Source organism: Lelliottia sp. SL45 (genome assembly GCF_026672535.1).
Lineage (GTDB): Bacteria > Pseudomonadota > Gammaproteobacteria > Enterobacterales > Enterobacteriaceae > Enterobacter > Enterobacter nimipressuralis.
The window spans coordinates 406,836-432,690 of the sequence record NZ_JAPPRH010000002.1 but is presented as its reverse complement, the minus strand read 5'-3'; the positions used below and the strand labels follow the sequence as shown (position 1 = coordinate 432,690).

The 25,855-nt window shown below is 54.6% G+C and carries 29 protein-coding genes; 18 read left to right on the top strand and 11 right to left on the bottom strand.

The features are described 5' to 3' along the window. Window positions 1–158 precede the first annotated feature (158 nt). Window positions 159–374 carry a helix-turn-helix transcriptional regulator gene (locus OVA10_RS05965; protein ID WP_050862691.1) on the bottom strand — a complete coding sequence of 72 codons (216 nt, stop codon included), beginning with the start codon at window positions 372–374 and terminating at the stop codon, window positions 159–161. 770 nt (window positions 375–1,144) lie between these two features. On the opposite strand from OVA10_RS05965, the gene OVA10_RS05960 reads away from it, so the two are divergent. After that, window positions 1,145–1,939 carry a hypothetical protein gene (locus OVA10_RS05960; protein ID WP_268195599.1) on the top strand — a complete coding sequence of 265 codons (795 nt, stop codon included), beginning with the start codon at window positions 1,145–1,147 and terminating at the stop codon, window positions 1,937–1,939. Between the two features lie 21 nt (window positions 1,940–1,960). On the opposite strand, the gene OVA10_RS05955 is transcribed toward OVA10_RS05960, so the two are convergent. After that, the gene (locus tag OVA10_RS05955; RefSeq protein WP_268195598.1) at window positions 1,961–2,914 is read right to left on the bottom strand and encodes a hypothetical protein; all 954 of its coding nucleotides are present in this window, start codon (window positions 2,912–2,914) and stop codon (window positions 1,961–1,963) included. Between the two features lie 802 nt (window positions 2,915–3,716). On the opposite strand from OVA10_RS05955, the gene OVA10_RS05950 reads away from it, so the two are divergent. The 16 genes from OVA10_RS05950 to OVA10_RS05875 all read left to right on the top strand — a co-directional run bounded on the left by OVA10_RS05950 (window position 3,717) and on the right by OVA10_RS05875 (window position 13,335). Continuing rightward, entirely contained in the window at window positions 3,717–4,439 is a 723-nt protein-coding gene (locus OVA10_RS05950) for a helix-turn-helix transcriptional regulator (protein ID WP_268195597.1), read from the top strand. Window positions 4,440–4,465: 26 nt separating this feature from the next. Then, window positions 4,466–5,797, top strand: coding sequence for a hypothetical protein (locus OVA10_RS05945; protein ID WP_268195596.1), 1,332 nt, complete (start codon window positions 4,466–4,468; stop codon window positions 5,795–5,797). A 53-nt stretch (window positions 5,798–5,850) separates the two neighbouring features. Continuing rightward, a complete protein-coding gene (locus tag OVA10_RS05940) occupies window positions 5,851–6,435 on the top strand; it encodes a DUF4234 domain-containing protein (protein WP_268195595.1) in 585 nt (194 codons plus the stop codon). A 62-nt stretch (window positions 6,436–6,497) separates the two neighbouring features. Then, window positions 6,498–7,034 (top strand): DUF4339 domain-containing protein, encoded by a 537-nt coding sequence (locus OVA10_RS05935; RefSeq protein ID WP_268195594.1) that lies wholly within the window; start codon window positions 6,498–6,500, stop codon window positions 7,032–7,034. Window positions 7,035–7,099: 65 nt separating this feature from the next. After that, a complete protein-coding gene (locus OVA10_RS05930) occupies window positions 7,100–7,426 on the top strand; it encodes a hypothetical protein (protein WP_202783709.1) in 327 nt (108 codons plus the stop codon). Window positions 7,427–7,576: 150 nt separating this feature from the next. Then, window positions 7,577–8,257: a hypothetical protein gene (locus OVA10_RS05925; RefSeq protein WP_268195593.1), complete on the top strand. Its 681-nt coding sequence runs from the start codon at window positions 7,577–7,579 to the stop codon at window positions 8,255–8,257. A gap of 91 nt (window positions 8,258–8,348) precedes the next feature. Beyond that, complete coding sequence (locus OVA10_RS05920) at window positions 8,349–9,167, top strand: DUF932 domain-containing protein (RefSeq protein WP_268195592.1); 819 nt, start codon at window positions 8,349–8,351, stop codon at window positions 9,165–9,167. A gap of 276 nt (window positions 9,168–9,443) precedes the next feature. Continuing rightward, the gene (locus OVA10_RS05915) at window positions 9,444–9,902 is read left to right on the top strand and encodes an antirestriction protein (RefSeq protein WP_442787078.1); all 459 of its coding nucleotides are present in this window, start codon (window positions 9,444–9,446) and stop codon (window positions 9,900–9,902) included. 11 nt (window positions 9,903–9,913) lie between these two features. Beyond that, entirely contained in the window at window positions 9,914–10,393 is a 480-nt protein-coding gene (radC, locus tag OVA10_RS05910) for a RadC family protein (RefSeq protein WP_268195590.1), read from the top strand. Between the two features lie 19 nt (window positions 10,394–10,412). Continuing rightward, window positions 10,413–10,634: a DUF987 domain-containing protein gene (locus OVA10_RS05905; protein ID WP_268195589.1), complete on the top strand. Its 222-nt coding sequence runs from the start codon at window positions 10,413–10,415 to the stop codon at window positions 10,632–10,634. 23 nt (window positions 10,635–10,657) lie between these two features. Continuing rightward, complete coding sequence (locus OVA10_RS05900) at window positions 10,658–11,026, top strand: type IV toxin-antitoxin system YeeU family antitoxin (protein ID WP_326493390.1); 369 nt, start codon at window positions 10,658–10,660, stop codon at window positions 11,024–11,026. Between the two features lie 5 nt (window positions 11,027–11,031). Continuing rightward, window positions 11,032–11,262 (top strand): hypothetical protein, encoded by a 231-nt coding sequence (locus tag OVA10_RS05895; RefSeq protein ID WP_268195588.1) that lies wholly within the window; start codon window positions 11,032–11,034, stop codon window positions 11,260–11,262. A gap of 60 nt (window positions 11,263–11,322) precedes the next feature. Further along, entirely contained in the window at window positions 11,323–11,703 is a 381-nt protein-coding gene (locus OVA10_RS05890) for a TA system toxin CbtA family protein (RefSeq protein ID WP_268195587.1), read from the top strand. Next, window positions 11,700–12,191: a DUF5983 family protein gene (locus OVA10_RS05885; protein WP_268195586.1), complete on the top strand. Its 492-nt coding sequence runs from the start codon at window positions 11,700–11,702 to the stop codon at window positions 12,189–12,191. Before OVA10_RS05890 ends, OVA10_RS05885 begins: the two co-directional genes overlap by 4 nt. Before the next feature lie 29 nt (window positions 12,192–12,220). Next, on the top strand, window positions 12,221–12,421 hold the full coding sequence (locus tag OVA10_RS05880; RefSeq protein WP_268195585.1) for a hypothetical protein: 201 nt from the start codon (window positions 12,221–12,223) through the stop codon (window positions 12,419–12,421). Between the two features lie 68 nt (window positions 12,422–12,489). Further along, a complete protein-coding gene (locus OVA10_RS05875) occupies window positions 12,490–13,335 on the top strand; it encodes a DUF4942 domain-containing protein (protein WP_268195584.1) in 846 nt (281 codons plus the stop codon). Window positions 13,336–13,603: 268 nt separating this feature from the next. Here OVA10_RS05875 and OVA10_RS05870 read toward each other — a convergent pair whose 3' ends face one another. From OVA10_RS05870 to OVA10_RS05850, 5 genes are all read right to left on the bottom strand, one after another. Next, a complete protein-coding gene (locus OVA10_RS05870; RefSeq protein WP_100778246.1) occupies window positions 13,604–14,983 on the bottom strand; it encodes a carbohydrate porin in 1,380 nt (459 codons plus the stop codon). 144 nt (window positions 14,984–15,127) lie between these two features. Further along, a complete protein-coding gene (locus OVA10_RS05865) occupies window positions 15,128–15,430 on the bottom strand; it encodes a PTS lactose/cellobiose transporter subunit IIA (protein WP_142503674.1) in 303 nt (100 codons plus the stop codon). A 6-nt stretch (window positions 15,431–15,436) separates the two neighbouring features. Then, window positions 15,437–16,825: a glycoside hydrolase family 1 protein gene (locus tag OVA10_RS05860; RefSeq protein WP_248859383.1), complete on the bottom strand. Its 1,389-nt coding sequence runs from the start codon at window positions 16,823–16,825 to the stop codon at window positions 15,437–15,439. A gap of 21 nt (window positions 16,826–16,846) precedes the next feature. Further along, window positions 16,847–18,169, bottom strand: a complete 1,323-nt coding sequence (locus OVA10_RS05855; RefSeq protein ID WP_268195583.1) for a PTS sugar transporter subunit IIC — start codon at window positions 18,167–18,169, stop codon at window positions 16,847–16,849. A gap of 12 nt (window positions 18,170–18,181) precedes the next feature. Continuing rightward, window positions 18,182–18,496 carry a PTS sugar transporter subunit IIB gene (locus tag OVA10_RS05850; protein ID WP_102105105.1) on the bottom strand — a complete coding sequence of 105 codons (315 nt, stop codon included), beginning with the start codon at window positions 18,494–18,496 and terminating at the stop codon, window positions 18,182–18,184. Window positions 18,497–18,789: 293 nt separating this feature from the next. Here OVA10_RS05850 and OVA10_RS05845 point away from each other — a divergent pair, with 293 nt between their 5' ends. Continuing rightward, window positions 18,790–19,740 (top strand): LacI family DNA-binding transcriptional regulator, encoded by a 951-nt coding sequence (locus OVA10_RS05845; protein WP_100778242.1) that lies wholly within the window; start codon window positions 18,790–18,792, stop codon window positions 19,738–19,740. Between the two features lie 29 nt (window positions 19,741–19,769). Here OVA10_RS05845 and OVA10_RS05840 read toward each other — a convergent pair whose 3' ends face one another. From OVA10_RS05840 to OVA10_RS05825, 4 genes are all read right to left on the bottom strand, one after another. Then, on the bottom strand, window positions 19,770–20,066 hold the full coding sequence (locus OVA10_RS05840) for a YicS family protein (RefSeq protein ID WP_123429730.1): 297 nt from the start codon (window positions 20,064–20,066) through the stop codon (window positions 19,770–19,772). 157 nt (window positions 20,067–20,223) lie between these two features. Further along, window positions 20,224–21,588, bottom strand: a complete 1,365-nt coding sequence (locus OVA10_RS05835; RefSeq protein WP_181827079.1) for an efflux transporter outer membrane subunit — start codon at window positions 21,586–21,588, stop codon at window positions 20,224–20,226. A gap of 2 nt (window positions 21,589–21,590) precedes the next feature. Beyond that, complete coding sequence (locus tag OVA10_RS05830) at window positions 21,591–24,698, bottom strand: efflux RND transporter permease subunit (RefSeq protein WP_181827080.1); 3,108 nt, start codon at window positions 24,696–24,698, stop codon at window positions 21,591–21,593. Next, on the bottom strand, window positions 24,698–25,819 hold the full coding sequence (locus tag OVA10_RS05825) for an efflux RND transporter periplasmic adaptor subunit (RefSeq protein ID WP_100778238.1): 1,122 nt from the start codon (window positions 25,817–25,819) through the stop codon (window positions 24,698–24,700). The genes OVA10_RS05830 and OVA10_RS05825 overlap by 1 nt, the downstream gene beginning before the upstream one ends. Window positions 25,820–25,855 lie beyond the last annotated feature (36 nt).

The window sequence follows — 25,855 nt, the reverse complement described above, 5'->3', positions numbered from 1 at the left end:
GTGATAATACTTTTAATGTAACAGGTAATAATACTATTACCGACATTAGCCACCACCGGAGCGCGGTGTGAAATCACAGCATGGACGGTGTATTTCTGCTGTTTTAAGCCGAAAAGTTACTCTCGAGTTAGCCTCACTCAAAAATAAAGTCACCCTCCTCAGCAGGCCTCTGTTCGTGAGGCCGCTATCCGCTCAGCCAGCCAGGCTTCAACCTCGCTTTTCAGCCACCGGGAGCTGCGCCCCAGCTTAACTGGCTTCGGGAATTTGCCCTCGCTTATCAGCCTGTAGAACCATTTGTCGGTCATGCCGGTGCAGGTGGTGATGAAAGTCATATCAACAAGCGTGTCGTTCAGTAATGCGGGTGTGTCGTTCATGGGGTTGCTCCTGGATTAAGTCTGGCGATGTGCCACAGGAGACGATGCCGGTTGCCACAGGATGAGGAACGGTCATCGTTCTCATACCATGTGCGTGACCTTAAAAAAATACATCTGTCGTATGTATACACTGAGGATGTCATAAGCCTGAAAGGGTTTATCGCTTTACATCAGGATGGCTGCTCTGTCGGCATTCCTGTTCTTCAAACCAGTCAACGCATCATGAGGATTACTGAATTCGAGGTTTCCTTTCGAGCCCCTGCAACATAAGCCTTTCGTGTTGTCACGGTCATCATTTTGACGACTCTCCGTATTCCGCTCTATTCGATCACGGATTGGCCCCGCGATCGGAGATGCATGCCAAATCATGATCGATTCGAATGCCAAACCGTGATCGATTCAGACACCATTTTGCAATTCGTCGGGAATGAGGTGAGCCAGCACTGTCTCAGTCAAACTGGAACTGGCCAGGTATGCCCCCCATGAATCGTGGCAACAGAACCCCATTAGTGATTGCATGAAAATTTATGCGTATATTTTTTTAGTGTTATACAAAGATATCTTTATCTGTCTTTAAGGTATCAACCAATCATGAATCGGCCACAAAAGCCGCAGAAGGTTTTTTTTGCTCAAAAAACAAACAGCAAATAATGCCTCAGCACAAGGGTCTTCAGAGGTATTGCGTTGAGTATGAATAGCACATAAAATCGCCAGGAAAAGGCGTCAAGCTTTAGCGACGGTTTACAAGGTGTTACAGGAGGAGGAAAAAATTGGCTAGAAAGGATAATGATGACATAACGCAAGGGTTACCTGTTGTTAACAAACCATTAACCAGAAGAGCGTTTTTTGTTGATGATTTCAAGGAAAAACAAGCTCCATTTCCTGAGTGGATTAAGGGCGACAGAGCCATTTTCTGGGTGTGGTTTTCTATGGTAAATCAAGATTTGCGTTATGCCCAAAATGGTTATGCATCACTACCTTTTCAATATCATGAACCGGGGGATCCTGCTAATCCATGCTCATCTGAGGAACGTATTGAGATAATAAAAAAATGGCTGAAAAAAATGAAAAGCTCAGAAGGAGAAATTGAAGCTAAAATTTTTCTGACATACATGCGCGATGAATGGTTTTTTGTTAAGGACAACATTAAAACAATCGACTGGCTCGATCAAAATGAACAGCATACTTTATGGCTATGGAATCGTCTTAAGAAAAATATTTTTTTTGACACCCCTGTCCCTGAACGTTTCAACCCTTCATCTCCAAAAGAAAGATTAATTGCCATTAATGGTGCTTTAGATTTCTTTACCGCCAAAGATGTATCGGAAAAAAATGAGCTCGTAGAACCAAAAATAGCGTTTGTCCAGAATGAAAAACGTAATTACAAAGCCATGAAGAAGAAGGAAAGCAGCTGCAAAGAAATTCGCCAGATTAATATCAAAATTAATCAGAGCACTAAAGAAAAGCTGGAAGAAATCCTTCGCGAAAATGGTCTTAAACAAAGTAGCTTCATTGAAAATCTCATCATAAAATTCTGGAATGAAAAATATAAAAGCAGATGGTAAATAACGCGCTGAGGTGCGTAATTAAAAGGAGTGCGGCCCGGACAGTCTTAATTCGGACTGCTTTTTTTGTACATGCCGCTTTTGCGAGGGGGAAAGATATCTTCTGTAGACCTCCTCAGTAAACATCATGATGAGCCTTACACTCGTGATGCTAAAATAACCATAATCACAGACTTCCCCCTTTTCTTTTGCGTTTTCACGGGCTTTCTTACCATATAAACCACTGAAGTAATCATTGTACAGTTCGTTACCATCTTCCCTGTAAATAAAAGTGAAATAAATCGCATTTGCAAAATTTTCCAGCATTGCTGCTTTTGATGTATGCTTCCGATATATACCCATTACACTTTCTGCCGCATCCCGATGATAAAGTCGCCTTAACTCATACCAAAGAAAAGATAATGTCGGTACAGCGGCGTCGAGAAAGAATGGTTTATCTTCAGGAATGAGCTGCTTCTTGTTATCAACTAACGTTGCAAGACACTCATCCAGATTCTTTTTACTACCGCAGGAATGCAGTAACGCCTGGTACAGACTTCCCTGAAATCCCGTGGGAGGATTTTCATTAAGGACACTCTCTCCTTCGCTCATGTTTGCAAGGCGATATTGCCTGAACCCTTCAGCTTTGCGTCTTATGGTTTCGGGGACGATCATGGCATCGGCAGGAAAATTGTATTTTGGTATGAACAACTGCATTTCTGTGCTGATGCCTGCCATTTCTTTTAACGCCTGCATAAGCGCATAAAGCCCGCACAAGTATTTTACCTGGTGAACAAAAAATAAGGAGCCACTGTCAGTATGAGATAAAACGATGGGATTCAAAACGTTATTCATGGGGGCGCAGGTGCGACCACTTCTTCTGAGGACCTGCTGAACATGAAGCCATGCCTTACTTCCCTTAAGGGCTTTAACACGGCCTTTAACCCCTGCATTATTTATAGCTTGATACCGTCGCTTGATGTCATCTATATGCATTAACCAGCCTCCCCGAATCCATAAAAATCATCTCCCCCGCTGCATGAGCTTTTATCACGCCATTATCACAGTTTTCAACCTCTGCCTGTGCGTTGCTGGCTTAAACCTTCTTTAGGCTCCATTGCGCCCGAGCTGAAGACGTAGCCATGACGAGGGGCAAAATGACATACGGGAACCCTGTCCCCATAACCGGATTGACTCACCGCGGGCTCTTACGCGCCACGCACTTTTTCCTGTGAGCCGTTTACCTGCGTCTCATTTTTGTCTCAGCAATGTCGCACAGCCTGCGCGTGGCTCAGCATCAGCTCAGTAACGACTCAAATAATGCGTATTTTTATCAACGACAATCCCACAAGCATCATGGGGCTGTGGACGCAACAGAATCGACACACACGTCTTCATGACAGGGGCTGGTACTTTACCGGTAGCCGATAACCGTTACCACCATGCCCCCCACGTTTAACAGCACAGGCTTCCCGCAGCCCCGCCTGATTCCAGAAAATCTCACGCCCATATTACTCATGTGAAGAGCAGGAAGGACCGCTTCCGGCATCGCTGTCACAGGAGTTCCACACACCACACATTTCTCCGTTTTTCACTGATTTTCAGCACACCCATCCATTAACCGACAGTTCTTGTCGCGATTATCGCCACGTACACCGGCATTACACATTACAGCCTTATATTTCAGCGCATTACCTCACGCCGACGCCATGCGGGTCACCGGTCTTCAGCGACAAACCCTGACGGGACTACCCGGCATAATGCGCGCGTTAGGGAGCCATTCAGTCACGGAGACACCATGTTTAACGAAACCGATCCCCGACACGATCGGCTTGCCGTTCGCCTGTCGGTCATTATCAGCCGCCTGATGGCCGGAGAGTCACTCAGCATTAAATCCCTCGCCGCGGAGTTTGGCGTGTCCGAGCGCACGCTGCAGCGGGATTTTCTCCAGCGCCTCGCCCATCTGGATATCACGGCCGACCGGGGCTGTTACCGGCTGCGCGGCGAACAGCAGCCCCGTCGTTCACCGGCCGCGCAGTCCTTTATCCGCAACACGGGGATAGAGCACATTATCCCGGCAAAAGACAATTCGCTTCTGCATATCCTCTCTGACGAGTCCTCGGCCTCTCCCTGCCTAATCTGGCACGCGCCGCTTAACACTCATGCGGCCCTGCCGGAGTTCTTCAGCCGTCTGGTGAGGGCCATCAGCCAACAGGTGAGCATCGGCATTATGGTGGACGGCAGGCGTCACGACGGGCTTGAGCCTTACCGGCTCATCCACTTCCGCACAGAGTGGTATCTGGTGGCCTGCCGTCAGGGCAGCCTGCGCGTCTTTGCCCTGACGGGCATCAGCAGCGTCTCCCTCAGCGGCCGGCGATTCAGCCGTCGCGAGGACATCTGCTATCTGACTGCGGGTGAAGGCTTTATCGCCGCTTTACCGCATTTTCCGCTTATTACCGACGTCATAAAAACTTTTCTCGAAGCACCTGTTTCTGACTCCACCGGAAGCAGCAAACGGTAACGCTTTAATATCATGGAGCATCGATAATGCAGAATACAGCAAGAAAACCATGGCGGAATTATTTGTTAACCGCTGCTGCAGTGCTGTCTCTGACTGGCTGTGATTATTTTGCCAGGAACTGGGAGGTTCAGAACAACCTTTGCCAGTCACTCAGCGACAACGGCGAGTATAACGTCATGCTGAGCCCCGATAGCATTGCCTTTCTGGATATGGAAAGCGGCTGTCCGGAAAATCTTGATATTTTCGGGACGCGCTATACGACGATACAGATTAATGGTGAACCCTATCGTGCAATGCTGTTGTGTAACATTACAACCAGAGAGCACACGGTTATCACAACTGGCCTCCCGACAGAAAAGGGCGAGAATTCAATCCCAGCTGCTTCCGCGAGGGCTTCAGAGGCATTTACATCCTTCTTTGGAGCAAAAGTCACCATTGAAGGTCAGAAAATACATTTTCCCAAAGGAAATATTGGGAAGGTCTGTGCAAAACAGGTCCCTCACCTGGCGCGACAGAAAGGCAATCCGCCTTCCATTACGCTTGATGAGATGACAAAACTTGCGCAGAAAGAGAGCGCTTCCCGCGCCGTGCCGGTCAGTCCTGCCGCCAGACAGGATAAAGTATCGCCACCGGACACCCCGGCAACACAACAGGCGGTAACACTTACCTCAGATATTTATGCGAAGGCAAAGGAGGCGGCAAAATCAGCCTGGAAAGTTTATCACCCCGGAGAAGATCCTCAGCCTCTGCAGTGGACCTATTATCAGAAGCCGGATAAGGACGTAAACGGTGTTCCCAACCGCGTACTCCGCTATACGACAACCAGCCCGGCAACGGGTATTACATCCGATCTTGATGTGGAGATTGGCCCCGACGGCGTTCCAGGATACGTACTCAATACAGATCGTCCATTGCCTGCTCAGGCAGCACCCGCAGAACCTGAAAAATCACCACCGCCAGAAACAACCATAAATGCATCCTGCAGGCTGGATAACGGCAAAATGGTTTCTGTCTTTGCCGCAAACGGGCAGGACTACCGTTACACCTACCAGGATCAAAATAACACAACAGAGCTTGAGCTTAGAGAAGGTTTATTCGGTGTAAAAGCCTGGCACTACGAAACTCAGCTCGGCATGGGAAAAGCACGCTACATCCGCTTCAATAAAAAACAGTATGACTATGTTTTACTGGATCTCGATACCGGTCGCCGGGAATTTCATGGCGTTCGGGTTTACAGAAATGGGGAGCTGATTTCCTCGCACGAATGCTTTTCAAAACTCCAGCTTGACGTCAGTGGTCTGACCGATACGGCACACGCTGACAACGAAAGAATGGGCGAATTCATCGCCTATAACTGACCCTGGCATATTTGCCGGATTAATGACTTACATGCAAAAAAAGGAAAATCGTAATGACAGAGTTTAACATCAACTCACTGAAAAATAAGTTGAATACACCAACACTACACATGGCGCTGCTCTCGGTGGTGACCAACGGTATTTATCCCCTGATGTGGTTATATAAGCATCAGGACACAATAATGCAGGAAACCGGGCAGCGCTTCTCATCGCGAACGCTGGTTATCTGGATGGCGATATGTGCCGGATGTTCTGTTTTACTGCGCGTACTCTTTGCACTCCAGATGGGTGAGTACGGCTACGGATATGGAGAATACAGGCACAGAAGTCACGCTGACGCCATGCAAACTCTGGCGATGCTCCTTTCGCTTGCATGGTGTGTTCTGGCCGTGGTCTGGGCCTTTAAAGCACGTGCTGCACTGCGTCAATATGCGCTAAACACGTTCCGTTTTGATCTCAAAATGAATCCGTTTTATACCTTGATTTTCAATATATTTTACATCATGTACTGCATAAATGATATGCCGCAGGCGTTCGCCAAGCACCAGATTATTTATGGCACCCTGCTTTCTGTTGAGCCGGTCGTTCATGATCAACAGCCACCGCAATTGCCACAACCTCCCTACCATCCTCAGTAATCACGCTCCGTCCCTTCGGTCCGTTAAGCCGGGGGCCGGGACTATCGTTCAGGAGAGAATACATGTACTGGTTTTATGAGAAAAATGGCATCCGCCACGACAATGTAAGCGAAGACAATATGATCCTCCGGATCAAAGAAGGTGAACTGACGGCATCAACGCTGGTGTGGCAGCCTGGAATGACCGAATGGCAGCCTGTTTCAGCGACACCTCTCGCATCCGTTCTCACGATGACGCCTTCTCCTCCGGATTTACCATCACACCGATTACCTCAGGGGCTCTCGTGGATACTTGCTTTTGCGCCGTTGATTGGCCTGTTCCTTGAGGGGGTGGCTGGCGGTATAGCCGGTATGGATGAGGTGCAACTATACGACGCTGTGAGCAACGGGCAATTCTGGTATATCACTCTGCTGCTGAATATTGTCCTGAGCTACGCAGACGAAAGGCAGCTTCGCAATGCCGGAGTCGATACCACTCAGTTTGGCAAAATGGCATGGCTCGTACCCGTCTACCTCTGGCGGCGCTCCCGTTCGCTGAAGCTTTCGCCGGCCACGTTCTGGGTATGGATAGTGACATTCGTGATGGTCATGCTGATGTAGCAATATCACTCGTACAGGCATGATGAAAAAACATTCAGAATCATTCGCTTTAAAAGGACATTAAGATGAAAAAACAGCATGCAGTCATCCTTTCCGCTTTCCTGGTCTCATCCCAGGCCTTTGCACAAATTGATGCAGCGACTCTGCAGGCTGCGACACATCAAGCGCAAAAGACCTATGAAGCCGTCACAGGTAATGATCCCGCTGATGTTGACTGGACCTACTATACAGAAGTACCGGGTATAAACGACCCGGCCAGCCCGGGTCATAAACTTCGCGTATTGCAGTGGGAAGGCTTTAATGCGGGCTTTCACACTTATGATCGCGTGCGCGTCCTTATAAATGACTATGGCTCAACGGCGGGTGCAGAAGTGCTGTATATGGGCCGCTGAATAACGCCCTTACCATACCCTACTCAATAACAGGCCTCACATCCGCAGAGATGTGAGGCCTGTTGCATTTATGCCCCCCTGAAGGGCACCACCGGCCGGTTCCGCGTCACAGCGGAGCCGGCTTTCTTTTATCCTACACCCGGAGGTTTTATGTATCATGACGCCCCACCCGACGAATACGATACCCGCCACGACGATGCGCTCAGCGAACCGTCCCCCGACACCCCACGAGGCCTGCAGGCCGTTATGGGCTGGCTCTATGACCGCGCCGTCAGCGGCATCGCCGGCATTGAGTCTGCCGCCACCCTCGCTGAGCGCTACCTTGACGACGCCGGCGGCGATGCAGCCCTTGCCGCCCGCAACATGATTCGCTGGGAGAGCATCAAGGCCGGCAGCAGCGGCTTTCTCTCCGGCGCAGGCGGCCTGGCCGCCCTTCCGCTCACCCTGCCCCTCAATATCACCAGCGTGCTCTTTATCCAGACCCGCCTGGTTGCCGCCCTCGCCTGCCTCGGCGGACACCGCCTCTCCGACGAGCGTATCCGCGCCCTCTGCGGGCTCTGCCTGTGCGGCAACGCCGCAAAAGCCCTTCTCCAGGACATGGTGATGAAGATGGCGGAGCAGTGGACGCCCGTCCTGACCTGCCGGGTTGCGGAGAAAACCCTCGTGCTCATGCTTGCCCGCACCGGGATGAGCACCGGCGGCCAGCTGGTGCGCCTGCTCCCGCTGGCGGGAGGGGTGGTCAGCGGCACCGTGGATGCGGTCTCCACCCGCACCATCGGCCACCTGGCCTTTGACACCTTCCTGCACACGCCGGCACCCGGGCTGCCGTAAGCCCGGCCGTCATATCCTCACGCTTTAAAACCGGGACCGTCCTCTGCGGGGGACGGCCCGCTCTCTCATGCCAGTAATAAGGAGTCCACAGATGCGCTTAGCCAGCCGTTTTGGTCACATTAACCAGATACGCCGTGACCGTCCGTTAACCCGTGAAGAGCTGATGCAGCATGTTCCCAGCGTTTTCAGCGAAGACAAGCACGCGTCGCGCTCTGAGCGTTACAGCTATATACCGACGATTACCCTGCTGGAGAACCTGCAGCGCGAAGGGTTTCAGCCGTTCTTTGCCTGTCAGTCACGGGTTCGTGACCCCAGTCGTCGGGAGCACACAAAGCATATGCTCCGTCTGCGTCGCACCGGTCAGATAAACGGTCAGCAGGTGCCGGAAATCATCATCCTCAATTCGCACGGTGGCGAATCCAGTTTTCAGTTACTTCCAGGAATATTCAGAAGTGTATGTACAAATTCGCTCGTCTGCGGACAGTCGTTTGGCGAAATCAGAGTTCCGCACCGGGGTAGCGTGGTGGAGAAAGTCATTGAAGGCGCTTATGAAGTACTGGGGATATTTGACAAGGTGGAAGAAAAACGTGGTGCCATGGAGTCGCTTTTACTCCCGCCCCCGGCACAGCAGGCGTTTGCCAGAGCGGCACTGACGTACCGTTTTGGCGAAGAACATCAGCCGGTGACCGCCGCGCAGATACTGACGCCCCGCAGGTATGAAGACCGTCAGGACGACCTGTGGTCAGTTTTCAATCGTTGCCAGGAGAACCTGCTGAAAGGGGGTCTGCCAGGACGTACTGCCAAAGGCAAACGCAGCCACACCCGCGCGGTTAATGGCATAGACGGCGACGTTAAGCTCAACCGGGCACTCTGGGTGATGGCGGAAGAACTGCAGCAGGCACTGAGCTGATGCCACCGATGCCTGATAACGCTCACCAGGCCCTCCCTTATCCGACCGTCCTGGAGAACAATCCCGGCTGCCGCTCCATCTCCGATGACGATCTGTGCGCCTGGTGCTCACACCTTCTTTATCGCCCCGGTGAACTCAGCCTGTGCAGCTTAAGCCTCCCGGAGGGCTACTGGCCCTCCCGCTCTGATGAGGATGGCTATGTGCAGTCCTGTCCGTCACGTCTTCTCAACCCCCATATGAAAATACAAAGGAAACTAAATGAAAAACATACCGGCCATGACCAGCGATACCGCTGAGTGCCTTATCTCATCACCGTCCACTGCCCGCGACATTGCGTGCACGCCGGTGCCCGATGAACTGCGTGTTGCATTCTGGCCGCAGCACTTCGGCAGTATTCCACAGTGGATAATTCTTGAACCCACGGTCTTCGCATGGATGGACCGGCTCTGCGCCGACTACCACGGCGGTATCTGGCAGTTTTACACGCTGAGCAACGGCGGTGTGTTTATGGCTCCGGAAGCGGAGAACAGCGAGTCGTGGTCGCTGTTCAACACTATGAACGGCAACGGCGCAGAGATGAGCGCCGAATCCGCAGGCATTGCCGTCTGCATGATGGCATACAGCCACCATGCCTGTCGCACTGAGTCCGATGCCATGACGGAACATTACTATCGTCTGCGGGATTACGCGCTCAGCCATGCGGAATGTAACGCCATCATGCACATCATCGACTGAGGTATGCCGCTATGGAACAACAGTTACCGCTGTTTGCCCGTGAATTACCCCCTGCCGGCCAGCGGACGGTCAGGGAAGCCTTAACCCTGCTGGAAGGGCAGCTCCGTGAACCCGGCGCGTCATTTACGTCCAGCAATGCCGTGCGCGACTGGCTGCGCCTGCATCTCGCCACGCTGGAGAGGGAGTCGCTGATGGTGCTGTGGCTGGACAACCAGCACCGCCTCATCGCCTGCGATACGATGTTTATCGGCACCATAAACAGCATCACCGTCCATCCACGGGAGGTCGTGAAGGCCGGGCTTCACCACAACGCTGCCGCCGCGCTCCTCGCGCACAATCATCCCTCGGGCGACCCTGCCCCCAGTCAGGCCGACCGGCTGATTACCGGACGCCTGCAACAGGCACTGGAGCTGGTCGGTATTCGCCTGCTGGACCACCTGGTGGTGGGAGGCATGGATATCGTTTCGTTTTCTGAGCGAGGCTGGCTGTGAAACAAAGGAGAAGGCAACGATGAAAATCATCAGCAAACGCCAGGCGATGGCGATATACCGCCAGCACCCGCAGTCCCGGCTGTTTCGCTTCTGTAGCGGAAAATATAAGTGGTCCGGCAGCGTCTGCCACTATGCCGGCCGGGAGGTGCAGGATATCAGCGGCGTGCTCGCGGTCTTCGCAGAACGTCGTCAGGACCGCAGCGGCCCGTATGTCGTATTGCGCAGCGTTACCCTGAATTAACTTAACTTTAAGGAGAACCCACTTTGTCGAATCAAACACCGGCAGCACCCCATGATATCAGTGAACCCTGGTGGGGTCTGCAACGCAGCGTGACCCCGTGCCTGGGCGCACGGCTGGTGCAGGAGGGCAATCGCCTGCATTACCTGGCCGATCGCGCCAGTATTACCGGGGCGTTCAGCGACGCCGACTTACGCCATCTGGACCAGGCGTTCCCACTATTACTGAAGCAGCTTGAGCTGATGCTCACCAGCGGTGAACTCAATCCCCGCCACTCGCACAGCGTCACGCTTTATGCAAAAGGACTGACACTCGACGCGGATACCCTGGGCAGTTGCGGTTATGTCTATATTGCGATTTATCCGGCACAACCTGAAGCACAACCCGGAGGCTAATCGCCATGCCGCACGCCTGTAAAATCAGCGAGGTCATTGAACTGCTGCAACAGCATCAGCACGACGACTTCGTCATGTGTTCGGTCTGGTATGAAGACGATGTACGTAATGTGGATGAGTCTGTTACGACAGAAGAGGCCAGAGCGGCATTGCGCCATGCTGCCAGCCACCACGATGCAGAACAGGGTATTAACTGGTTCACACTGGAGGCTGCACTTGAGGCCATCCGGCAGTAACGTAGCACGTTAAATCCTTCCCCCTTCATTCCTTTCATTTATTTAACAGAGATAACTTTAATGCGGATTTTACCTGTATCCCGAAACCGGGAGGCATCGTCACGCCTGTCACCTGTAGAAATCTGGCAGCAACTTCTTACGTATCTGCTGGAAAGACATTACGGCCTTTCGCTTAACGACACACACTTTGGTGATGGCAATGTGATTCAGCAGCATATCGACGCCGGGGTTTCACTGGCAGATGCGCTCAATTTTCATGTTGAAAAATCTGAACTGGTACGAATTGATCGTCCCGGCTTCTCCATTCAGCATCAGTCCCCTTTTATCGGGGTAATTGATATTCTCCGGGCCAGAAGGGAAACGGGTTTGATGCAACGCAACGGGTATAAAAGGTTCACTCATCTCATCGCGGGTAACGCAGTTCAGGAGCAACATTCATGAAATTGTCCCTCACAGTTGAAGCCGATACCGTCAACATTCTGGCCCTCAACATGGGTCGGATCGCGGTCGATATCGACGGTATTGAACTGGCTGACCTGATCAATGTGGTCTGTGATAACGGCTATTCGCTTCGTATTGCTGATGCCCCTGGCAAGCTCATTGTTGAAGATCCGCTTCCATTTGTTGCTCGCGTTAACGGCATCCAGTGTAGCACCGCGCATATCACCGAAGCCGACAACACCCTGCTGTACAAACTGGCGCACCAGCATGAAGATTTTGGTGAATCAGAATGGATCCTGTATACCGGCGCTGGTTATCTGCTCCACCTGGGCGCGTGGTCATTTCCGGTCTTACGCCTCAAACGCCTCGGATTGTCAAAGGCATTCCGCCGGTTAGTCATAACGCTTATGTGTCGCTATTCCGCTGGCATTGTCCATCTTGATGCCTGTGGCGAAGTGCTGCCAGGCTTTACCACCTTTGACTGGTAACCCGACATCAGTCACAACAGGGAGTTCTGATGCCAGAATTAACCACCGAAGCCGCTCTCAACATTCTGATTGAGTGGCTGCAGGACAACATCGATTGCGGTAGCAAGATTATCTTCGACAATGGCGAAGACAACACCGATTCCGCCAGGCTTTTACCCTGGATCGAACAGGCGCGAAACGACGTACGCGATCTGCGCCATCTCCGGCTTCTTCAGAGCGCCCGCGCCTGAACGTGACAGACGCCATAAGCGCCAGCCCTTACCGGCTGGCGTTTTTGTTTATATATAAGGAAGACACAATGTCAGACATGATCCACACTGAACCTGAAGTATTAACCGGGCACACAGATGTGATTTGCTCCACCAGCATCGAACGCATTGTCACCGGGCGTCACGCTGCACTGGCGCAGATTAAAGCGCTCATTCAGCAACTCGACGATATCTCAGCACTGACAGCCAGTATCGGCGGCGGCAGAGCGAATGAGTGGGCAGTACGCCAGTACCGTTACGACTGCTGGCTGATGGAGAAGCCCGCAACCGCGATGAAAGCCATCACCCGCAATCTCGATCGCAGCCTCTGGCGCGACCTGATGCAACGCTCAGGTATGCTGGCGCTCATGGACGCTCAGGCGCGTGAGCAGTGGTACAGCAGCCTGGAAAAGGACGATATTCCCGCTATCTGTGAAGAAAATATCCTTAGCACATTTAAACAATTGCACCAGAGCAAAGGCGAGGTGTTTGAGCGCGGGGTGATTAATGTGTTTAAGGGGCTGAGCTGGGATTATAAGTCGAATCACCCCTGTAAGTTCGGCAAAAAGATCATCGTGAACGGACTGGTGAAACACGACCGGTGGGGATTCGGGCTTAACTGGGGCTGGCAGCGCGATCGGTTAGCAGATCTGGAGCGTATGCTGATGTTGCTGGATGGAAAGCCGGTTCCCGACAACCGGGCCGACGTGACCCGTCGGTTGGGCGATCATATCCATGAGAACAGGCACCGCAACCGCTATGAAGATGAGATGTTTGTGATTACGTATTTTCAGAAGGGAACAGCGCATATCGTATTCAGACGAGCGGATCTGACTGAGAAACTGAACGACATCATTGCCAGACACTATCCGGGCATACTGCCTTCTTCCGTATAAGTGTATCTCCTCATCAATAATCTCCCGGTTGAAACCTGAGTTGCAGGGGCGTTCCAGTCTCTCTATCATCACAGGTAACAGCTCAACCGGGGTCAACTATACTCCATGGTTAACAACTTCAGTACGGGGGCCTTATTGGGGGCTATAAATTTAGAGTTGAAAACAAAATCAATTTTAATTCAAATATTTGAAGTTTTAATCCCCCTCTCAGACAGGGAGAGGGGAAAACACGAAAAACGGCAACGCCCGTTGCCGTTTTGCTTTTACCTTAGAACCAGGCTTCCCACATTGCGCCGACGTTGAAATCGTCGAGCGTCTGGTCATCGGTGCCGTTCACGCGAGCGGTACGTTCATTATCCACCTTGCCGCCGGTCACGTAGAAGCGCAGCATTGGGCGGAACTCGGGGCCCATGGCGATAGACATGTTCTGCGACAGGGTCAGCTTCCAGCCTTTGTTATCACCGCCGTTATCGTAGTCAACGTGCTGCCAGCCCGCTTCCAGCCAGGTGGAGTGAACGTCGTTCCACCAGTGCATTGGGCGCACAATCGCGTTGTAGTTTTTGCGATTGTCGGTGCTGTCACGGCTGTTGTCGTAATCGTGGAAGGCGAGGATGTACTCCACCTGCGTCTGCTGGGTGAATTTATGCAGCCCTTCGAAGCTGGCGTAAACCGTGGTCAGGTCTTCGGTTTTATTAAACACGCTGTTGTCTGAGTTATCCGAGTAACGGGCGATCACTTTGTTCACGCCGCTGTCGTTGGTATGGCTCAGTACCACGCCGCCCTGCCAGGCGTTCAGACGATCGTCGCTCTCGATGGCTTTCGAGTCGAAACCGTAGTTGGCGTACAGTTCCAGATCCAGCGGCCCGATTTTCATGCCGTGGATTTTGGAGGTGGCCGCGTAGTTGCCTTTATCGCCGGTGCCGGAGCCGCCGGTACAGGAGATGCGCGACGGGTTAGAGCCGTCGTTTTCCACTTCCGGATTACAGGACTCCACCGCCGCAACGGTTGCTACGTCAAACTGCACGCCGCCGATGTCGAAGTTTTTCACCCCGGCGCCCTGGCCATCGTGGTTCATCCAGAAGTAGTCGTTGATGCCCTGCTGTGGACGCTGGTGGAAGTCTCGACCGGCCCAGAAATAGGCATTCGGGTTAGATGACATAATGTTGGTCACCCCCGCGTAGGCTTTTTTCAGGTTAACTTCGTCGCCCCAGTGGTCGATCATCACATTGATGTCCCAGATCGCGCCGTTATCGCCTTTGAACGCTTTAGAGAGCTGGAATTCACCGCCGTTGCCTTCGTTACCCAGACGACCAATCGCCGAGCCGCCGTTATACGAGCCATCGACCGCCACATATTTCTGATCGGCGGCCTGGAAGTGTGCGCCGTAGCGGGCGTAGCCGGTAAATTTAATGCCAAAGGGAATCGCCAGATCCGGGGACTGCGCGGCGCTTTGGGGTTCCGTCACCACGTCCGCTTTTTTCGCGACTGCCGCATCCATTTTTGCCTGACGTTCTGTCAGGGCTTTATCCACCGCTTTGGCGACAATGGCGTCAATTTGCTCCTGCGTGAATTCTTGTGCGAGCACAGAAATTGGGCAAAGCGCGGCGATAACCGCCATTGTTAATGGAAGTTTTTTTATGATATTCATTGTCATCTCTATTAATTTAAATTTTATTCAGACAATAACCATCCCATTCCGATCTGACAGAATATGTCGCTATCATCAGAAAAAGTTGATTTATATTTTTATAGGTACAGAGGGTTTAATTTAGCGTAACGATATCTCCCTTTATTATCTCTGGTAGAGATGGATAATCTCTTCGGACAATTCACGGGCCAACAGTGAATTCATTAAATGATCCTGGGCATGCACCATAATTAAAGTCATCGGCTGGCGGGCTTCGCCCGCATCCTGTTCGATGAGTTTGGTCTGCATATGGTGCGCCTGGCGCGCGTAGCCATCGGCTTCGCGCAGCAGGCTTTTGGCTTCGTCAAGGTTGCCCTGCCGGGCCGCGTGCAGGGCTTCAAAGCACAGGCTACGCGACTGACCGGCGTTGACGATAATTTCCATTACGGCATCTTCTAATGCGATCATCATTCATTACTCTTTATCAAAACTATTATTTAACGAGGTGGCAGCGAACCACTCCCCGCTTTTCTTAATGGTGCGTTTCTGCGTGGCTAAATCCAGCTGAATAAATCCGTAGCGGTTTTTATACGCATTACACCATGACCAGTTATCAATAAATGTCCACATATGGTAACCAAGACAATTTACGCCTTCGCTAATTCCTTTGTGAACCCATTTAAGGTGCTCAGAAATAAAGTCGATACGGTATTGATCGTTAATCTGACCGTTTTCAATAAAACGCTGCTCGTTTTCGACGCCCATGCCGTTTTCAGAAATAAAACAGCGCGGGTTGCCGTAATTCTCACGCAGATTAACGAGAATATCGTAAATACCCGGCTCGTAGATTTCCCAGCCGCGGTACGGGTTCATTTTACGCCCTGGCATCTCGTAATTATCAAAGAACCACTCCGGCATAAACGGCGCCTGAGGGTTCACCGCGCTGTCGCGACACTTCACGCGGCGCGGCTGATAATAGTTAATGCCAAGCAGGTCGATGGTTCCTTCGGCAATTAGCGCGCTGTCTTCGGGCTGACAGGCAGGCAGCTGATCGTAGGCTTTCAACAGCGCCACCAGATCCGCCGGATATTCCCCGCGCAGAACCGGATCGAGGAAGCTGCGGTTAAACATCAGATCCGCATAATGCGCGGCTTTCAGATCCTGCGGATTCTGCGAGCGCGGATAGGACGGCGTCAGGTTGAGCACGATGCCGATCTCCCCCGCATGATGCCCGGCGCGGAAGGCGCGCACCGCTTGCGCATGGGCCAGCACCGTGTGGTACGCCACGGTCGCCGCGCGACGGAAATCCACCACGTTGGGATAGTGGAAATCGTACAGATAACCGCCTTCCACCGGGACAATCGGCTCGTTAAAGGTGAACCAGTGCAGCACGCGATCGCCGAACAGCTCGAAGCAGATCTGCGCGTAGCGGGCGTATGCCGCCACGACGTCACGGTTTTCCCAGCCGCCGATCTCCTGCATCGCCATCGGCATGTCGAAGTGGAACAGGGTGATGAACGGCGTAATGCCCTGCTCAAGCAGCTCATCGAAGACCTGATTGTAGAATTCCACCGCCTGCGGATTCACTTCACCGACACCGTCGGGGATCAGGCGCGCCCAGCTAATCGAGGTGCGAAAGCTGTTATGGTTCAGCTGTTTCAGCAGCTGAATGTCCGATTTCCAGTTCTGGTAAAAGGCTGAGGTATCCTGCGGCCCCACGCCCTGATGGAAACGGTTTGGCTCATTGGCGAACCAGTGATCCCAGGTGGTCACTCCTTTGCCGCCGCCCAGGCTTTCCCCTTCGGTTTGCAGCGCGGAGCTTGCGCTGCCCCACCAAAAGTTATCGGGAAATGAATATTTCATAATGCTTCCTCGTTGACGTTATTAACGTGCAGCTTCAGCAGTACCGACGGTTGCCTGGGCTTTTTGCTCTTCGGTTTTCATCAAAGAGCGCTCATAGGCGCGCAGGAACGGCAGATACATCAGGGCCGACATCACCATACAGATTACGCACATCACTACCGGACTGAACGCCCAGTTTGCTGCCCACGACGCACCGATGGGTGCCGGGGTGGTCCACGGCGTCAGGGATACCACCTGCGCCAGCCAGCCGAGTTTGGTCGCGGCGTAGGCCAGACAGGCGTTCACCAGCGGCACGAACACAAACGGGATAAACAGCATCGGGTTCATGATGATCGGCGCACCGAACAGAATCGGTTCGTTGATGTTAAAGAAGCTCGGCACCACGCCCATTTTGCCGATGGTGCGCAGATGCGCCACGCGGCTGCGCAGCAGCAGGAAGGCCAGCGGTAAGGTCGAGCCCACGCCGCCGATCAGCAGATAGTGATCCCAGAAGCCCTGCAGATAGACGTGCGGAAGCGCTGCGCCCGCCGCCAGTGCCGCCTGGTTTGCCGACAGGTTCGCCATCCAGAACGGGTTCATGATACCGGTGACAATCAGCGAGCCGTGGATGCCTGCGAACCAGAAGATCTGGCACAGCAGCACGGAGAGCAGAATCGCCGGCAGGGAGTCAGAGGCGGACACCAGCGGCTCCAGCAGATGCATAATCGCCTGCGGGATAATCATCCCGGTTTGCGCTTCGATGAACAGGTTCAGCGGGTGCAGCGTGCCGATCACCACCATCACCGGAATCAGGATCTCAAAGGAGCGCGCCACGCCGGTCGGGACTTCTTTCGGCAGGCGAATGGTGACTTTGTTCTCCTTCAGCCACGCGTAAACGCGGGTAGAGTAGATGGCGGTAATCAGCGCGGTGAAAATCCCCTGACCGGACAAATACTGCGTGGAGATTTTGCCGTCGGCATAGGGGGCCGCCACCAGCAGAAACGCCATAAACGCCAGCAGGCCGGACATCACCGGATCGAGATTAAACTGGCGACCCAGGCTCGCGCCGATCCCCACCGAGATAAAGAAGGTCATCACGCCCATGCTGAGGTTAAACGGCAGCATCAGCTGTTCGCGGTAGGTCTGGGAGAAATCGAGCCAGCCGCGGGCAAAACTGTTGGTGGTATCCGCCGAGAACGGCGGGAAGATGAACACCAGCATAAACGAGCCGATGATCATAAACGGCAGGGCGGCGGTAAACCCGTCACGGATCGCAATCACGTACTTTTGCTGTCCGAGCTTTGCCGCCAGCGGGGTAATGGACTGCTCAATAACGGCAACCATTGATTGATATAACGAACTCATGAGAACACCTTCTTAGTGTGCCGCTTCGATGAGCGACAGAGCATAGTCCAGTACCTTATCACCACGCTGCATACCGTAGTCCATCATGTCGATGGCTTGTACCGGAATACCCTGCGTAGCGGCCTTGTCTGCCAGTGTCTTTAACATGTATTTCACTTGCGGTCCGAGAAGAACGACCTGGTATTGCGGAAACTGCGTGTCAAATTCGGACACGCCGTATGCATCAATCGTGACCGGGACTCCGCGTTCTTCTGCCACTTCAACCATTTTCCTCACCAGCAGGCTGGTGGACATCCCGGCAGAGCAGCACAGCATAATCTTGAACATCGACAACCATCCTCAAAGTGTAAAAAGTTATTGCGGTGATGATTGGATATCATATGGAAACCGGTTTCCATTTATAAACCCCAGAAGTGTGATAACCATCAAGATCCGCCGCTTATGGGGCTTGTTATCACGATGTGGGTCACAGAATTTGGCGTTTTTGACATCAAATTGAGTGGAAACGGAAAATCGGTTTCCATGGAAAACGGAAACGGATATACTCCGGATTGGCTATAATGTGAGCCGAAGCGGTAACAGGAATTACAGGGCTACGTGGGTCCTGACAGGGGAATATGATGTCTACAATCAACGATGTATCACGTCTGGCCGGGGTGTCCAAAGCCACGGTGTCACGGGTGTTGAGCGGGTCGCGCGGCGTGAAGGAAGCCAGCCGTGAGGCCGTACTGAAAGCGGTGGATGAGCTGAACTATCGGCCCAACGTTATAGCGCAATCGCTGTTGAGCCAGTCTACCGGCTGTATCGGCGTGATCTGTGCGCAGGATAATATCAACCAGACCACCGGGTATCTTTACGCGCTGGAAAAACAGCTCAGTCAGCACCAAAAACATCTGCTGCTGCGCTTCGCCAACACTAAAAGCGAGGTGCTCAACGCGCTCGATGAACTCTCCTGCGGTCTTTGCGACGACATCCTGATAATCGGGGCGCGTTTCCCGCTCCATATCGATCAGGATAACGTCATCCTGGTGGACTGCATGGAGTCCGATAACGCCAACAGCATCCAGTTTGACCACGCCTTTGCCGCCGAAACCGCCTGTAACTACCTCACCAGCCAGGGCCGTCGGCAGATTGCCTTGATTCAGCCGCAGGGCAGCGGGTTTGCCGATCAGGTGCTGCTCGGGTACAAACACGCGCTGGAGAAAAACTTCCTGCCGTTTAACCGTAATCTGGTGTTTATGGACGCCACTTCGTCGTCCGTGGCGTTGCAGGAACTACTGAATAACGCGACCACGTTGAATTTCAACGCGTTGCTGGTGGCGGATGAGCAGGAAGCGCAGCGCGTGATCCCGCAATTGCAGGCGTTTAATAAGTCGGTTCCGGAAGACATCATGGTCTTTAGTCTCGCCGGATCGCTGCATCTTCCGGGAATTCCGACCATTCCGGCCATCGAATACTCCATGGATGCGATGGCGGCGCGGATTGTGGCGTGGCTGAATGAGAAAACGCAGATGCTCGGCTCTTACGTCTTGCGCGGGGATCTGATTATCCCGGATATGCGCAAACGCTAATCAAAAAAAGCGTGAAGCACGCTTCACGCTTAGTAATCCTCCATGCAGTCCACTTTGCCGACGGCTTCCCAGTAGTTATCCAGGTTGTCGCGCTCCATCGCCAGCACGGCGTTTTTCACCAGCAGCTTGTTAGCCTCGGATGACATGATCATCGCCTGCCACTCTTTGTCCGTCTGCTTGCCCTGAGGCGAGCAGACTTTCTTGATATCTTTCATCACGGCCTGGCGGATTTTCTCCGTTTTTACCGGGTCCTGCGTCTCATTGGCGTGGACGAAGGCGGCGAAAAGCAAACAGATAACCAGACAAAACAGGTGAGCAGCTTTCATTGAAACCCCCGGAGTAAAACGCGCATTGTTCTCTGAAATATATCGTTACATTCATCAAAGCGATTCAAGCCGAAAGTATGATTCTGGACAGACACAGGTATGAGACGTTTTAAGCGTAGCTGGAGTTTTTGCCGGGCATCAGCGCCCGGCAAAAGATTTATTGGATGCCACCGCCGAGCGATTGCCAGAGGGTTACGCGGTTGGTGAAGTCCGTCTGTTGCAGGGCGATCAGCGACGTCTGCGCCGACCACAGAGACCGCTGTGCGGTCAGTACCGTCAGATAATCCCCCGCACCCGCCTGATAGCTGCGCGTCGCCACATCCAGCGTTTTCTGCTCCGCCGCGACGTATTCCCGCTGCGCGTCCAGCTGCTCGCTGAGCGTTTCCCGCCGCGCAAGCGCGTCGGCAACGTCTTTGAACGCGCTCTGAATGGTCTTTTCGTAGGTAGCGATCAGCCCCTTTTTCTCCGCTTCGGCATAGCGCAGCTGCGCCAGATTGCTCCCGCCGCTGAACAGCGGCAAGGTGATCGACGGTGCGAACGACCACACTTTGAGGCCGTGGCTGAACAGGGATGATAACGAATCGCTGCCAACACCGGCGCTGGCGGTCAGAGAAATGGTCGGGAAGAAATTCGCACGCGCCGCGCCAATACTGGCGTTGGCGCTCAGCAGATTGTGCTCGGCTTCCTGAATATCCGGGCGGCGCAGCAGCGCGCTGGAGCTGACACCCGCCGGGATCAGGGTGATGGCATTGTCGCTCAGACTCTCCAGCGTGCCCGGCAGCAGCGCGTCTGGCACCGTATCGCCCGCCAGCAGATTAAGGGCATTTTTATCCTGCGCAACCAGCGTCTGATAACTCGCCACGCTGGCGCGCGCCTGCTGATACACCGCCATCGCTTCGCTGGTATCCGTCGCCGCCGCCACGCCCACTTCCTGCTGGCGTTTCACGATTTTTAGCGAATTGGCTGCGCTTTCCATGGTGGATTTCGCCAGCGCCAGATTGCTGTTATCCGCCGCCAGCGTCAGCCATGCGGTGGTCAGCTCGCTAATCATCGTCAGGCGTGTATTCTGCGCGGTGAATTCGCTGGCGAGCCAGGTTTCCCGCGCGGCGCGGGAGAGGCTCTGGTTTCGGCCAAACAGGTCCAGCTCAAAGCTCGACACCGCGCCGTTGGCTTCGTCGCTGGTGGTGACGCCACCGGCCAGCGTCCGGCTGCGGGTATGGCTCAGCTCAGCATCGACCGTCGGGAACAGGGACGAGCGCGTTTCGCCATACTGGGCGCGGGCGGCGTTGATATCGGCAATCGCTTTTTGCACGTCGCGGTTGCTGTTAAGCGCCATCGTCACCACGCTTTTTAACCGCGCATCGTTCACCACCTGCTGCCACTGGCTGACGACCGCGCTGGCCTCGCCGTGGCTGCCCGGCAGCGTCGCCGGGACGGGCGCATCCGGGCGCTGATAGGTCGGGTCCAGTGAGACACAGCCTGCGCTCATCAGCGCCAACACTAAAACAGAAACACGAAACATGATTACCTCCGGTTTGCGTGCTTACCGGAGAACAGACGCTTCACCAGTACAAAGAATAACGGGACAAAGAAAATCGCCAGCAGCGTTGCCGCAAGCGTTCCGCCGATGATGCCGGTGCCGATTGCCACGCGGCTGTTAGCGCCCGCGCCCGTCGCGACAGCCAGCGGCGTGACCCCTGCGATAAACGCCAGCGAGGTCATGATGATCGGGCGCAAGCGGGTCTGGGCGGCGCGCAGGGCGGCGCGCGTCAGGGAGTACCCTTCCGCCACTTTGGCTTCGGCAAACTCGACAATCAGAATGGCGTTTTTCGACGACAGGCCGATGGTGGTCAGCAGCGCCACCTGGAAGTAAACGTCGTTGTTCAGACCGCGCATCGTCGCGGCCAGCGCCGCACCGAGTACGCCGAGCGGAATGACCATGATCACCGAGATTGGCACCGACCAGCTCTCGTACAGCGCCGCCAGGCACAGGAACACCACCAGAATCGACAGGGCGTAAAGGCTCATCGCCTGGCCGCTGGCCAGTTTTTCCTGCAACGACAGGCCGCTCCACGCCCAGGTGGTGCCAGCGGGCAGTTTGTTTGCCAGCTGTTCCATGGTGGTCATCGCGCTGCCAGAGCTGGAGCCGCTGGCGTTTTCACCCTGAATTTCATACGCCGCAGAGCCGTTGTAGCGCACCAGACTTTCCGGGCCGTATTCCCAGCGGGTGGTGGCGAAGGCAGAGAACGGCGTCATGCTGTCATCGCTGCCGCGCACGTACCATTTGTTGAGATCCGACGGTGCGGCGCGGTAATCGCTATCGCCCTGGATATAGACCTTTTTGACGCGGCCACGGTCGATAAAATCGTTCACGTAGGTTCCGCCCCAGGCGCTGGAGAGGGTGCTGGTGACATCGCTCAACGCGAGGCCAAGGGAAACGGCTTTGTTGTTGTCGATATCGACCTGCAGCTGCGGCATCTGTGGCAGATCGTTGGCGCGCACCGCCTGCAGCGAGGCGTTTTTATTCGCCTCACCAATCAGCTGATTACGAAACGCCAGCAAGGTATCGCGATCCGTATTGCCCGTCGCCATCAGCTCAAAGGTAAAGCCGTTGCTCTGGCCGAGACCGTCCACGGACGGCGGCGTCATGGCGAACACGGTGGCATCACGAATGCCGCCCAGCTCTTTGCTGGCGCGCAGGGCAATCGCCTGTGCGGTGTTTTCGCTGCCCTTACGTTCGGACCAGTTTTTCAGCGACACAAACGCCATCCCGGCGTTCTGGCCGCTGCCGCTAAAGCTAAAGCCCTCAACGGTGAAAATCACATTGGTGTTGTCTTTCTCTTCGCTGAGGAACCAGTCGGTGACCTTGCGGCTCACCTCGGCGGTGCGCACGGCGGTCGCGCCTGCGGGGAGGGTGTACTGCACCATGATTTCGCCCTGATCTTCCGTCGGCAGGAAGCTGCCTGGCAGTTTCCACATGGTCAGGGCCATCGCCCCGCACAGGACGGCGAAGATCGCCATCATGCTGCCGGAGCGGCGTAACACGCGCAGGACACGGTGCTGATAGCCACTTTCTGTTCTGCTGTAAAAGCGGTTAAAGGCGCCGAAAAAGCCTTTCTTGTGTGGCGGTGTGTGGCTGAGAACCGTGCCGCACAGGGCCGGGGTGAGCGTAAGCGCCACCACCACCGAGAGGATCATCGCCGAGATAATGGTCACGGAGAACTGACGGTAAATCACCCCCGTTGAGCCGCCAAAGAACGCCATCGGCAGGAACACCGCCGAGAGCACGAGGGCAATCGCCACCAGTGCGCCGGAGATTTCACCCATCGATTTTTCGGTCGCTTCGCGGGCGGGCAGGCCCTCGTCACGCATAATGCGCTCGACGTTTTCCACTACCACGATGGCGTCATCCACCAGCAGGCCGATGGCCAGTACCATCGCGAACAGGGTCAATGTGTTGATGGAGTAGCCGAACAGCGCCAGCACACCGAAGGTGCCGAGTAGCACCACCGGTACCGCCAGCGCCGGGATCAGCGTGGCACGGACGTTTTGCAGGAACAGATACATCACCACCACCACCAGCACGATGGCTTCGAACAGCGTCTGAATCACATCCTCAACGGAGATTTTGATGAACTCGGTGCTGTCTTTTGGGTAGGCGACGTCATAGCCTTCGGGCATCGCGCGTTTGAACTCGGCGATTTTTTCTTTCACTGCGGTCGCGGTACTCAGGGCGTTAGCCCCAGGCGAGAGCATCACCGCCACGCCAGCCGCCGGGTGGCCGTTTAGCTTCGCAGTAGCGGTGTAATCTTCGCTGCCCATCTCAACGCGGGCGACGTCGCCGATGCGCACCACCGAGCCGTTGGACTGGCTCTTGATGATGATATTTTTAAACTGATCGACGGTTTGCAGGCGCGACTGGGCGCGCACGGTGGCCGTCAATTGCTGTGCATTCGACGACGGCAGCGCGCCAATTTTCCCGGCAGAGACCTGCACGTTCTGCGCTTCAATCGCGGTTTGTACGTCGGACGGCATCAGCGCGTACGAGGCCAGCTTCGCCGGATCGAGCCAGATGCGCATCGCGTACTCCGCGCCGAACACCTGCAAACTGCCCACGCCTTCCACGCGCGCCAGCGGGTCCTGCACGTTACTCACCAGCCAGTCGGCGATATCTGAACTGCTGGCTTTGTCGGTTTTGTCGTACACACCCATGATCAACAGGAAGTTGCTCTGGGATTTCACCACCGTGATGCCCGACTGCTGCACTTCGCTCGGCAGGCGCGATTCGGCCTGCTGAACTTTGTTTTGCACCTGCACCTGGGCAGTATCCGGGTCCGTACCCTGTTCAAAGGTGACGTTGATGCTTACGGAGCCGTCGGAGCTGCTGGTGGAGGTGAAATAAAGCAGGTTATCCAGGCCCGTCAGCTGCTGCTCAATCACCTGGGTGACGCTGTTTTCCAGGGTCTGGGCGGAGGCCCCCGTGTAGGTGGCGGAGATTTTCACCGACGGCGGCGCAACGTCCGGGTACTGCGCGACCGGCAGGGTGCGGATCGCCAGCATCCCGGCGAGCATAATCAGAATGGCGATCACCCACGCAAACACCGGGCGACGCACGAAGAAACGGGAAAACATCAGGCGTCTCCTCCGGCGGTTTTGATCTCTTCGGCTTTCACTTCCTGCCCGGAGGCCACTTTTCCGGTGCCTTCTACGATCAGCTTATCGCCCGCCTTCAGCCCGCTCAGCACCAGCCATTTGTCGCCGTAGGTTTCCCCTGTTTGCAGCGTGCGCTGTTCGACTTTGTTGCTGCCGTTCACAACCAGCGCGGTGGCGTTGCCTTTGGCGTCGCGGGTAATGCCCTGCTGCGGTGCCAGAATCGCGTCATCCATGATGCCCTCGTCCACGTTGGCGCGAACGAACATGCCCGGCAGAAGCTGCTGCTTTGGATTGGGGAAAATCGCCCGCAGGGTGACGGAGCCGGTGGATTCATCAACGGCCACTTCCGTCAGGGCCAGACGGCCCTTTTCGCTGTAAGTGCTGCCGTCTTCGAGGATCAGCGAAACGCTCAGGGTATCGCTGTTGGTGGACAGCGTTTGCTTGCGTAATCGCAGCAGATCGGCGCTCGAACGGGTGAGATCGACGTACATGCTGTCCAGCCCGCGAATGGTCGCCAGAGCCGTCTCCTGCTGGGCGGTCACCAGTGCGCCCGGCGTGACGGACGAAATACCGATGCGCCCACTAATCGGCGCGGTGACAGTGGTCCAGTTCAGGCTGATGCGCGCGCTCTCCAGTGCAGCTTTTTTGGATTCGACGCTGGCCTTGTCCTGCGCACAGGTGGCCTGTGCATCTTCTGCATCCTGGCGCGAAACGCCATCGTCCTTCACCAGCTGTGCATAGCGCCTGGCTTTCTGGCAGTCGGCCTGCACCAGCGACTGGGCCTGTTTCAGCGCGGCGGCGGCTTCGTCGTAGCTCGCCCTGAAACTGGCCGGGTCAATCTGATACAGGGCCTGCCCGGCTTTCACCGTATCGCCTTCATTAAACAGCCGCTTCTGGATGATGCCGCCCACCTGCGGGCGCACCTCCGCGCTCAGGGCGGCGCTGGTCCGCCCGGTAAGCTCACTGACCACCGGGACGGGCTGGCTCATGAGGGTGACGATCCCCACTTGCGGGAGTGCGCCTTCTGGCGCGGATATTTGTGCATTATCGCAACCGGTCAGGAGAAATAATGCCGCGATGGCGGTTGTTAGGGTTTTCATACTTTTTTCCAGGGTGAACGACGCCTGTCCCGTTAA

Excerpts from the sequence above, each read along its gene's own strand:
- OVA10_RS05930 (WP_202783709.1), top strand. The coding sequence starts at position 7,100 with ATGAAAAAACAGCATGCAGTCATCCTTTCCGCTTTCCTGGTCTCATCC.
- OVA10_RS05950 (WP_268195597.1), top strand. The coding sequence starts at position 3,717 with ATGTTTAACGAAACCGATCCCCGACACGATCGGCTTGCCGTTCGCCTG.
- OVA10_RS05870 (WP_100778246.1), bottom strand. The coding sequence starts at position 14,983 with ATGAATATCATAAAAAAACTTCCATTAACAATGGCGGTTATCGCCGCG.
- OVA10_RS05830 (WP_181827080.1), bottom strand. The coding sequence starts at position 24,698 with ATGTTTTCCCGTTTCTTCGTGCGTCGCCCGGTGTTTGCGTGGGTGATC.
- OVA10_RS05925 (WP_268195593.1), top strand. The coding sequence starts at position 7,577 with ATGTATCATGACGCCCCACCCGACGAATACGATACCCGCCACGACGAT.
- OVA10_RS05835 (WP_181827079.1), bottom strand. The coding sequence starts at position 21,588 with ATGTTTCGTGTTTCTGTTTTAGTGTTGGCGCTGATGAGCGCAGGCTGT.
- OVA10_RS05885 (WP_268195586.1), top strand. The coding sequence starts at position 11,700 with ATGAAATTGTCCCTCACAGTTGAAGCCGATACCGTCAACATTCTGGCC.
- OVA10_RS05890 (WP_268195587.1), top strand. The coding sequence starts at position 11,323 with ATGCGGATTTTACCTGTATCCCGAAACCGGGAGGCATCGTCACGCCTG.
- radC (WP_268195590.1), top strand. The coding sequence starts at position 9,914 with ATGGAACAACAGTTACCGCTGTTTGCCCGTGAATTACCCCCTGCCGGC.
- OVA10_RS05935 (WP_268195594.1), top strand. The coding sequence starts at position 6,498 with ATGTACTGGTTTTATGAGAAAAATGGCATCCGCCACGACAATGTAAGC.
- OVA10_RS05865 (WP_142503674.1), bottom strand. The coding sequence starts at position 15,430 with ATGATCGCATTAGAAGATGCCGTAATGGAAATTATCGTCAACGCCGGT.
- OVA10_RS05880 (WP_268195585.1), top strand. The coding sequence starts at position 12,221 with ATGCCAGAATTAACCACCGAAGCCGCTCTCAACATTCTGATTGAGTGG.
- OVA10_RS05905 (WP_268195589.1), top strand. The coding sequence starts at position 10,413 with ATGAAAATCATCAGCAAACGCCAGGCGATGGCGATATACCGCCAGCAC.
- OVA10_RS05955 (WP_268195598.1), bottom strand. The coding sequence starts at position 2,914 with ATGCATATAGATGACATCAAGCGACGGTATCAAGCTATAAATAATGCA.
- OVA10_RS05850 (WP_102105105.1), bottom strand. The coding sequence starts at position 18,496 with ATGTTCAAGATTATGCTGTGCTGCTCTGCCGGGATGTCCACCAGCCTG.
- OVA10_RS05895 (WP_268195588.1), top strand. The coding sequence starts at position 11,032 with ATGCCGCACGCCTGTAAAATCAGCGAGGTCATTGAACTGCTGCAACAG.
- OVA10_RS05840 (WP_123429730.1), bottom strand. The coding sequence starts at position 20,066 with ATGAAAGCTGCTCACCTGTTTTGTCTGGTTATCTGTTTGCTTTTCGCC.
- OVA10_RS05920 (WP_268195592.1), top strand. The coding sequence starts at position 8,349 with ATGCGCTTAGCCAGCCGTTTTGGTCACATTAACCAGATACGCCGTGAC.
- OVA10_RS05965 (WP_050862691.1), bottom strand. The coding sequence starts at position 374 with ATGAACGACACACCCGCATTACTGAACGACACGCTTGTTGATATGACT.
- OVA10_RS05940 (WP_268195595.1), top strand. The coding sequence starts at position 5,851 with ATGACAGAGTTTAACATCAACTCACTGAAAAATAAGTTGAATACACCA.
- OVA10_RS05860 (WP_248859383.1), bottom strand. The coding sequence starts at position 16,825 with ATGAAATATTCATTTCCCGATAACTTTTGGTGGGGCAGCGCAAGCTCC.
- OVA10_RS05875 (WP_268195584.1), top strand. The coding sequence starts at position 12,490 with ATGTCAGACATGATCCACACTGAACCTGAAGTATTAACCGGGCACACA.
- OVA10_RS05945 (WP_268195596.1), top strand. The coding sequence starts at position 4,466 with ATGCAGAATACAGCAAGAAAACCATGGCGGAATTATTTGTTAACCGCT.
- OVA10_RS05845 (WP_100778242.1), top strand. The coding sequence starts at position 18,790 with ATGTCTACAATCAACGATGTATCACGTCTGGCCGGGGTGTCCAAAGCC.
- OVA10_RS05825 (WP_100778238.1), bottom strand. The coding sequence starts at position 25,819 with ATGAAAACCCTAACAACCGCCATCGCGGCATTATTTCTCCTGACCGGT.
- OVA10_RS05915 (WP_442787078.1), top strand. The coding sequence starts at position 9,444 with ATGACCAGCGATACCGCTGAGTGCCTTATCTCATCACCGTCCACTGCC.
- OVA10_RS05855 (WP_268195583.1), bottom strand. The coding sequence starts at position 18,169 with ATGAGTTCGTTATATCAATCAATGGTTGCCGTTATTGAGCAGTCCATT.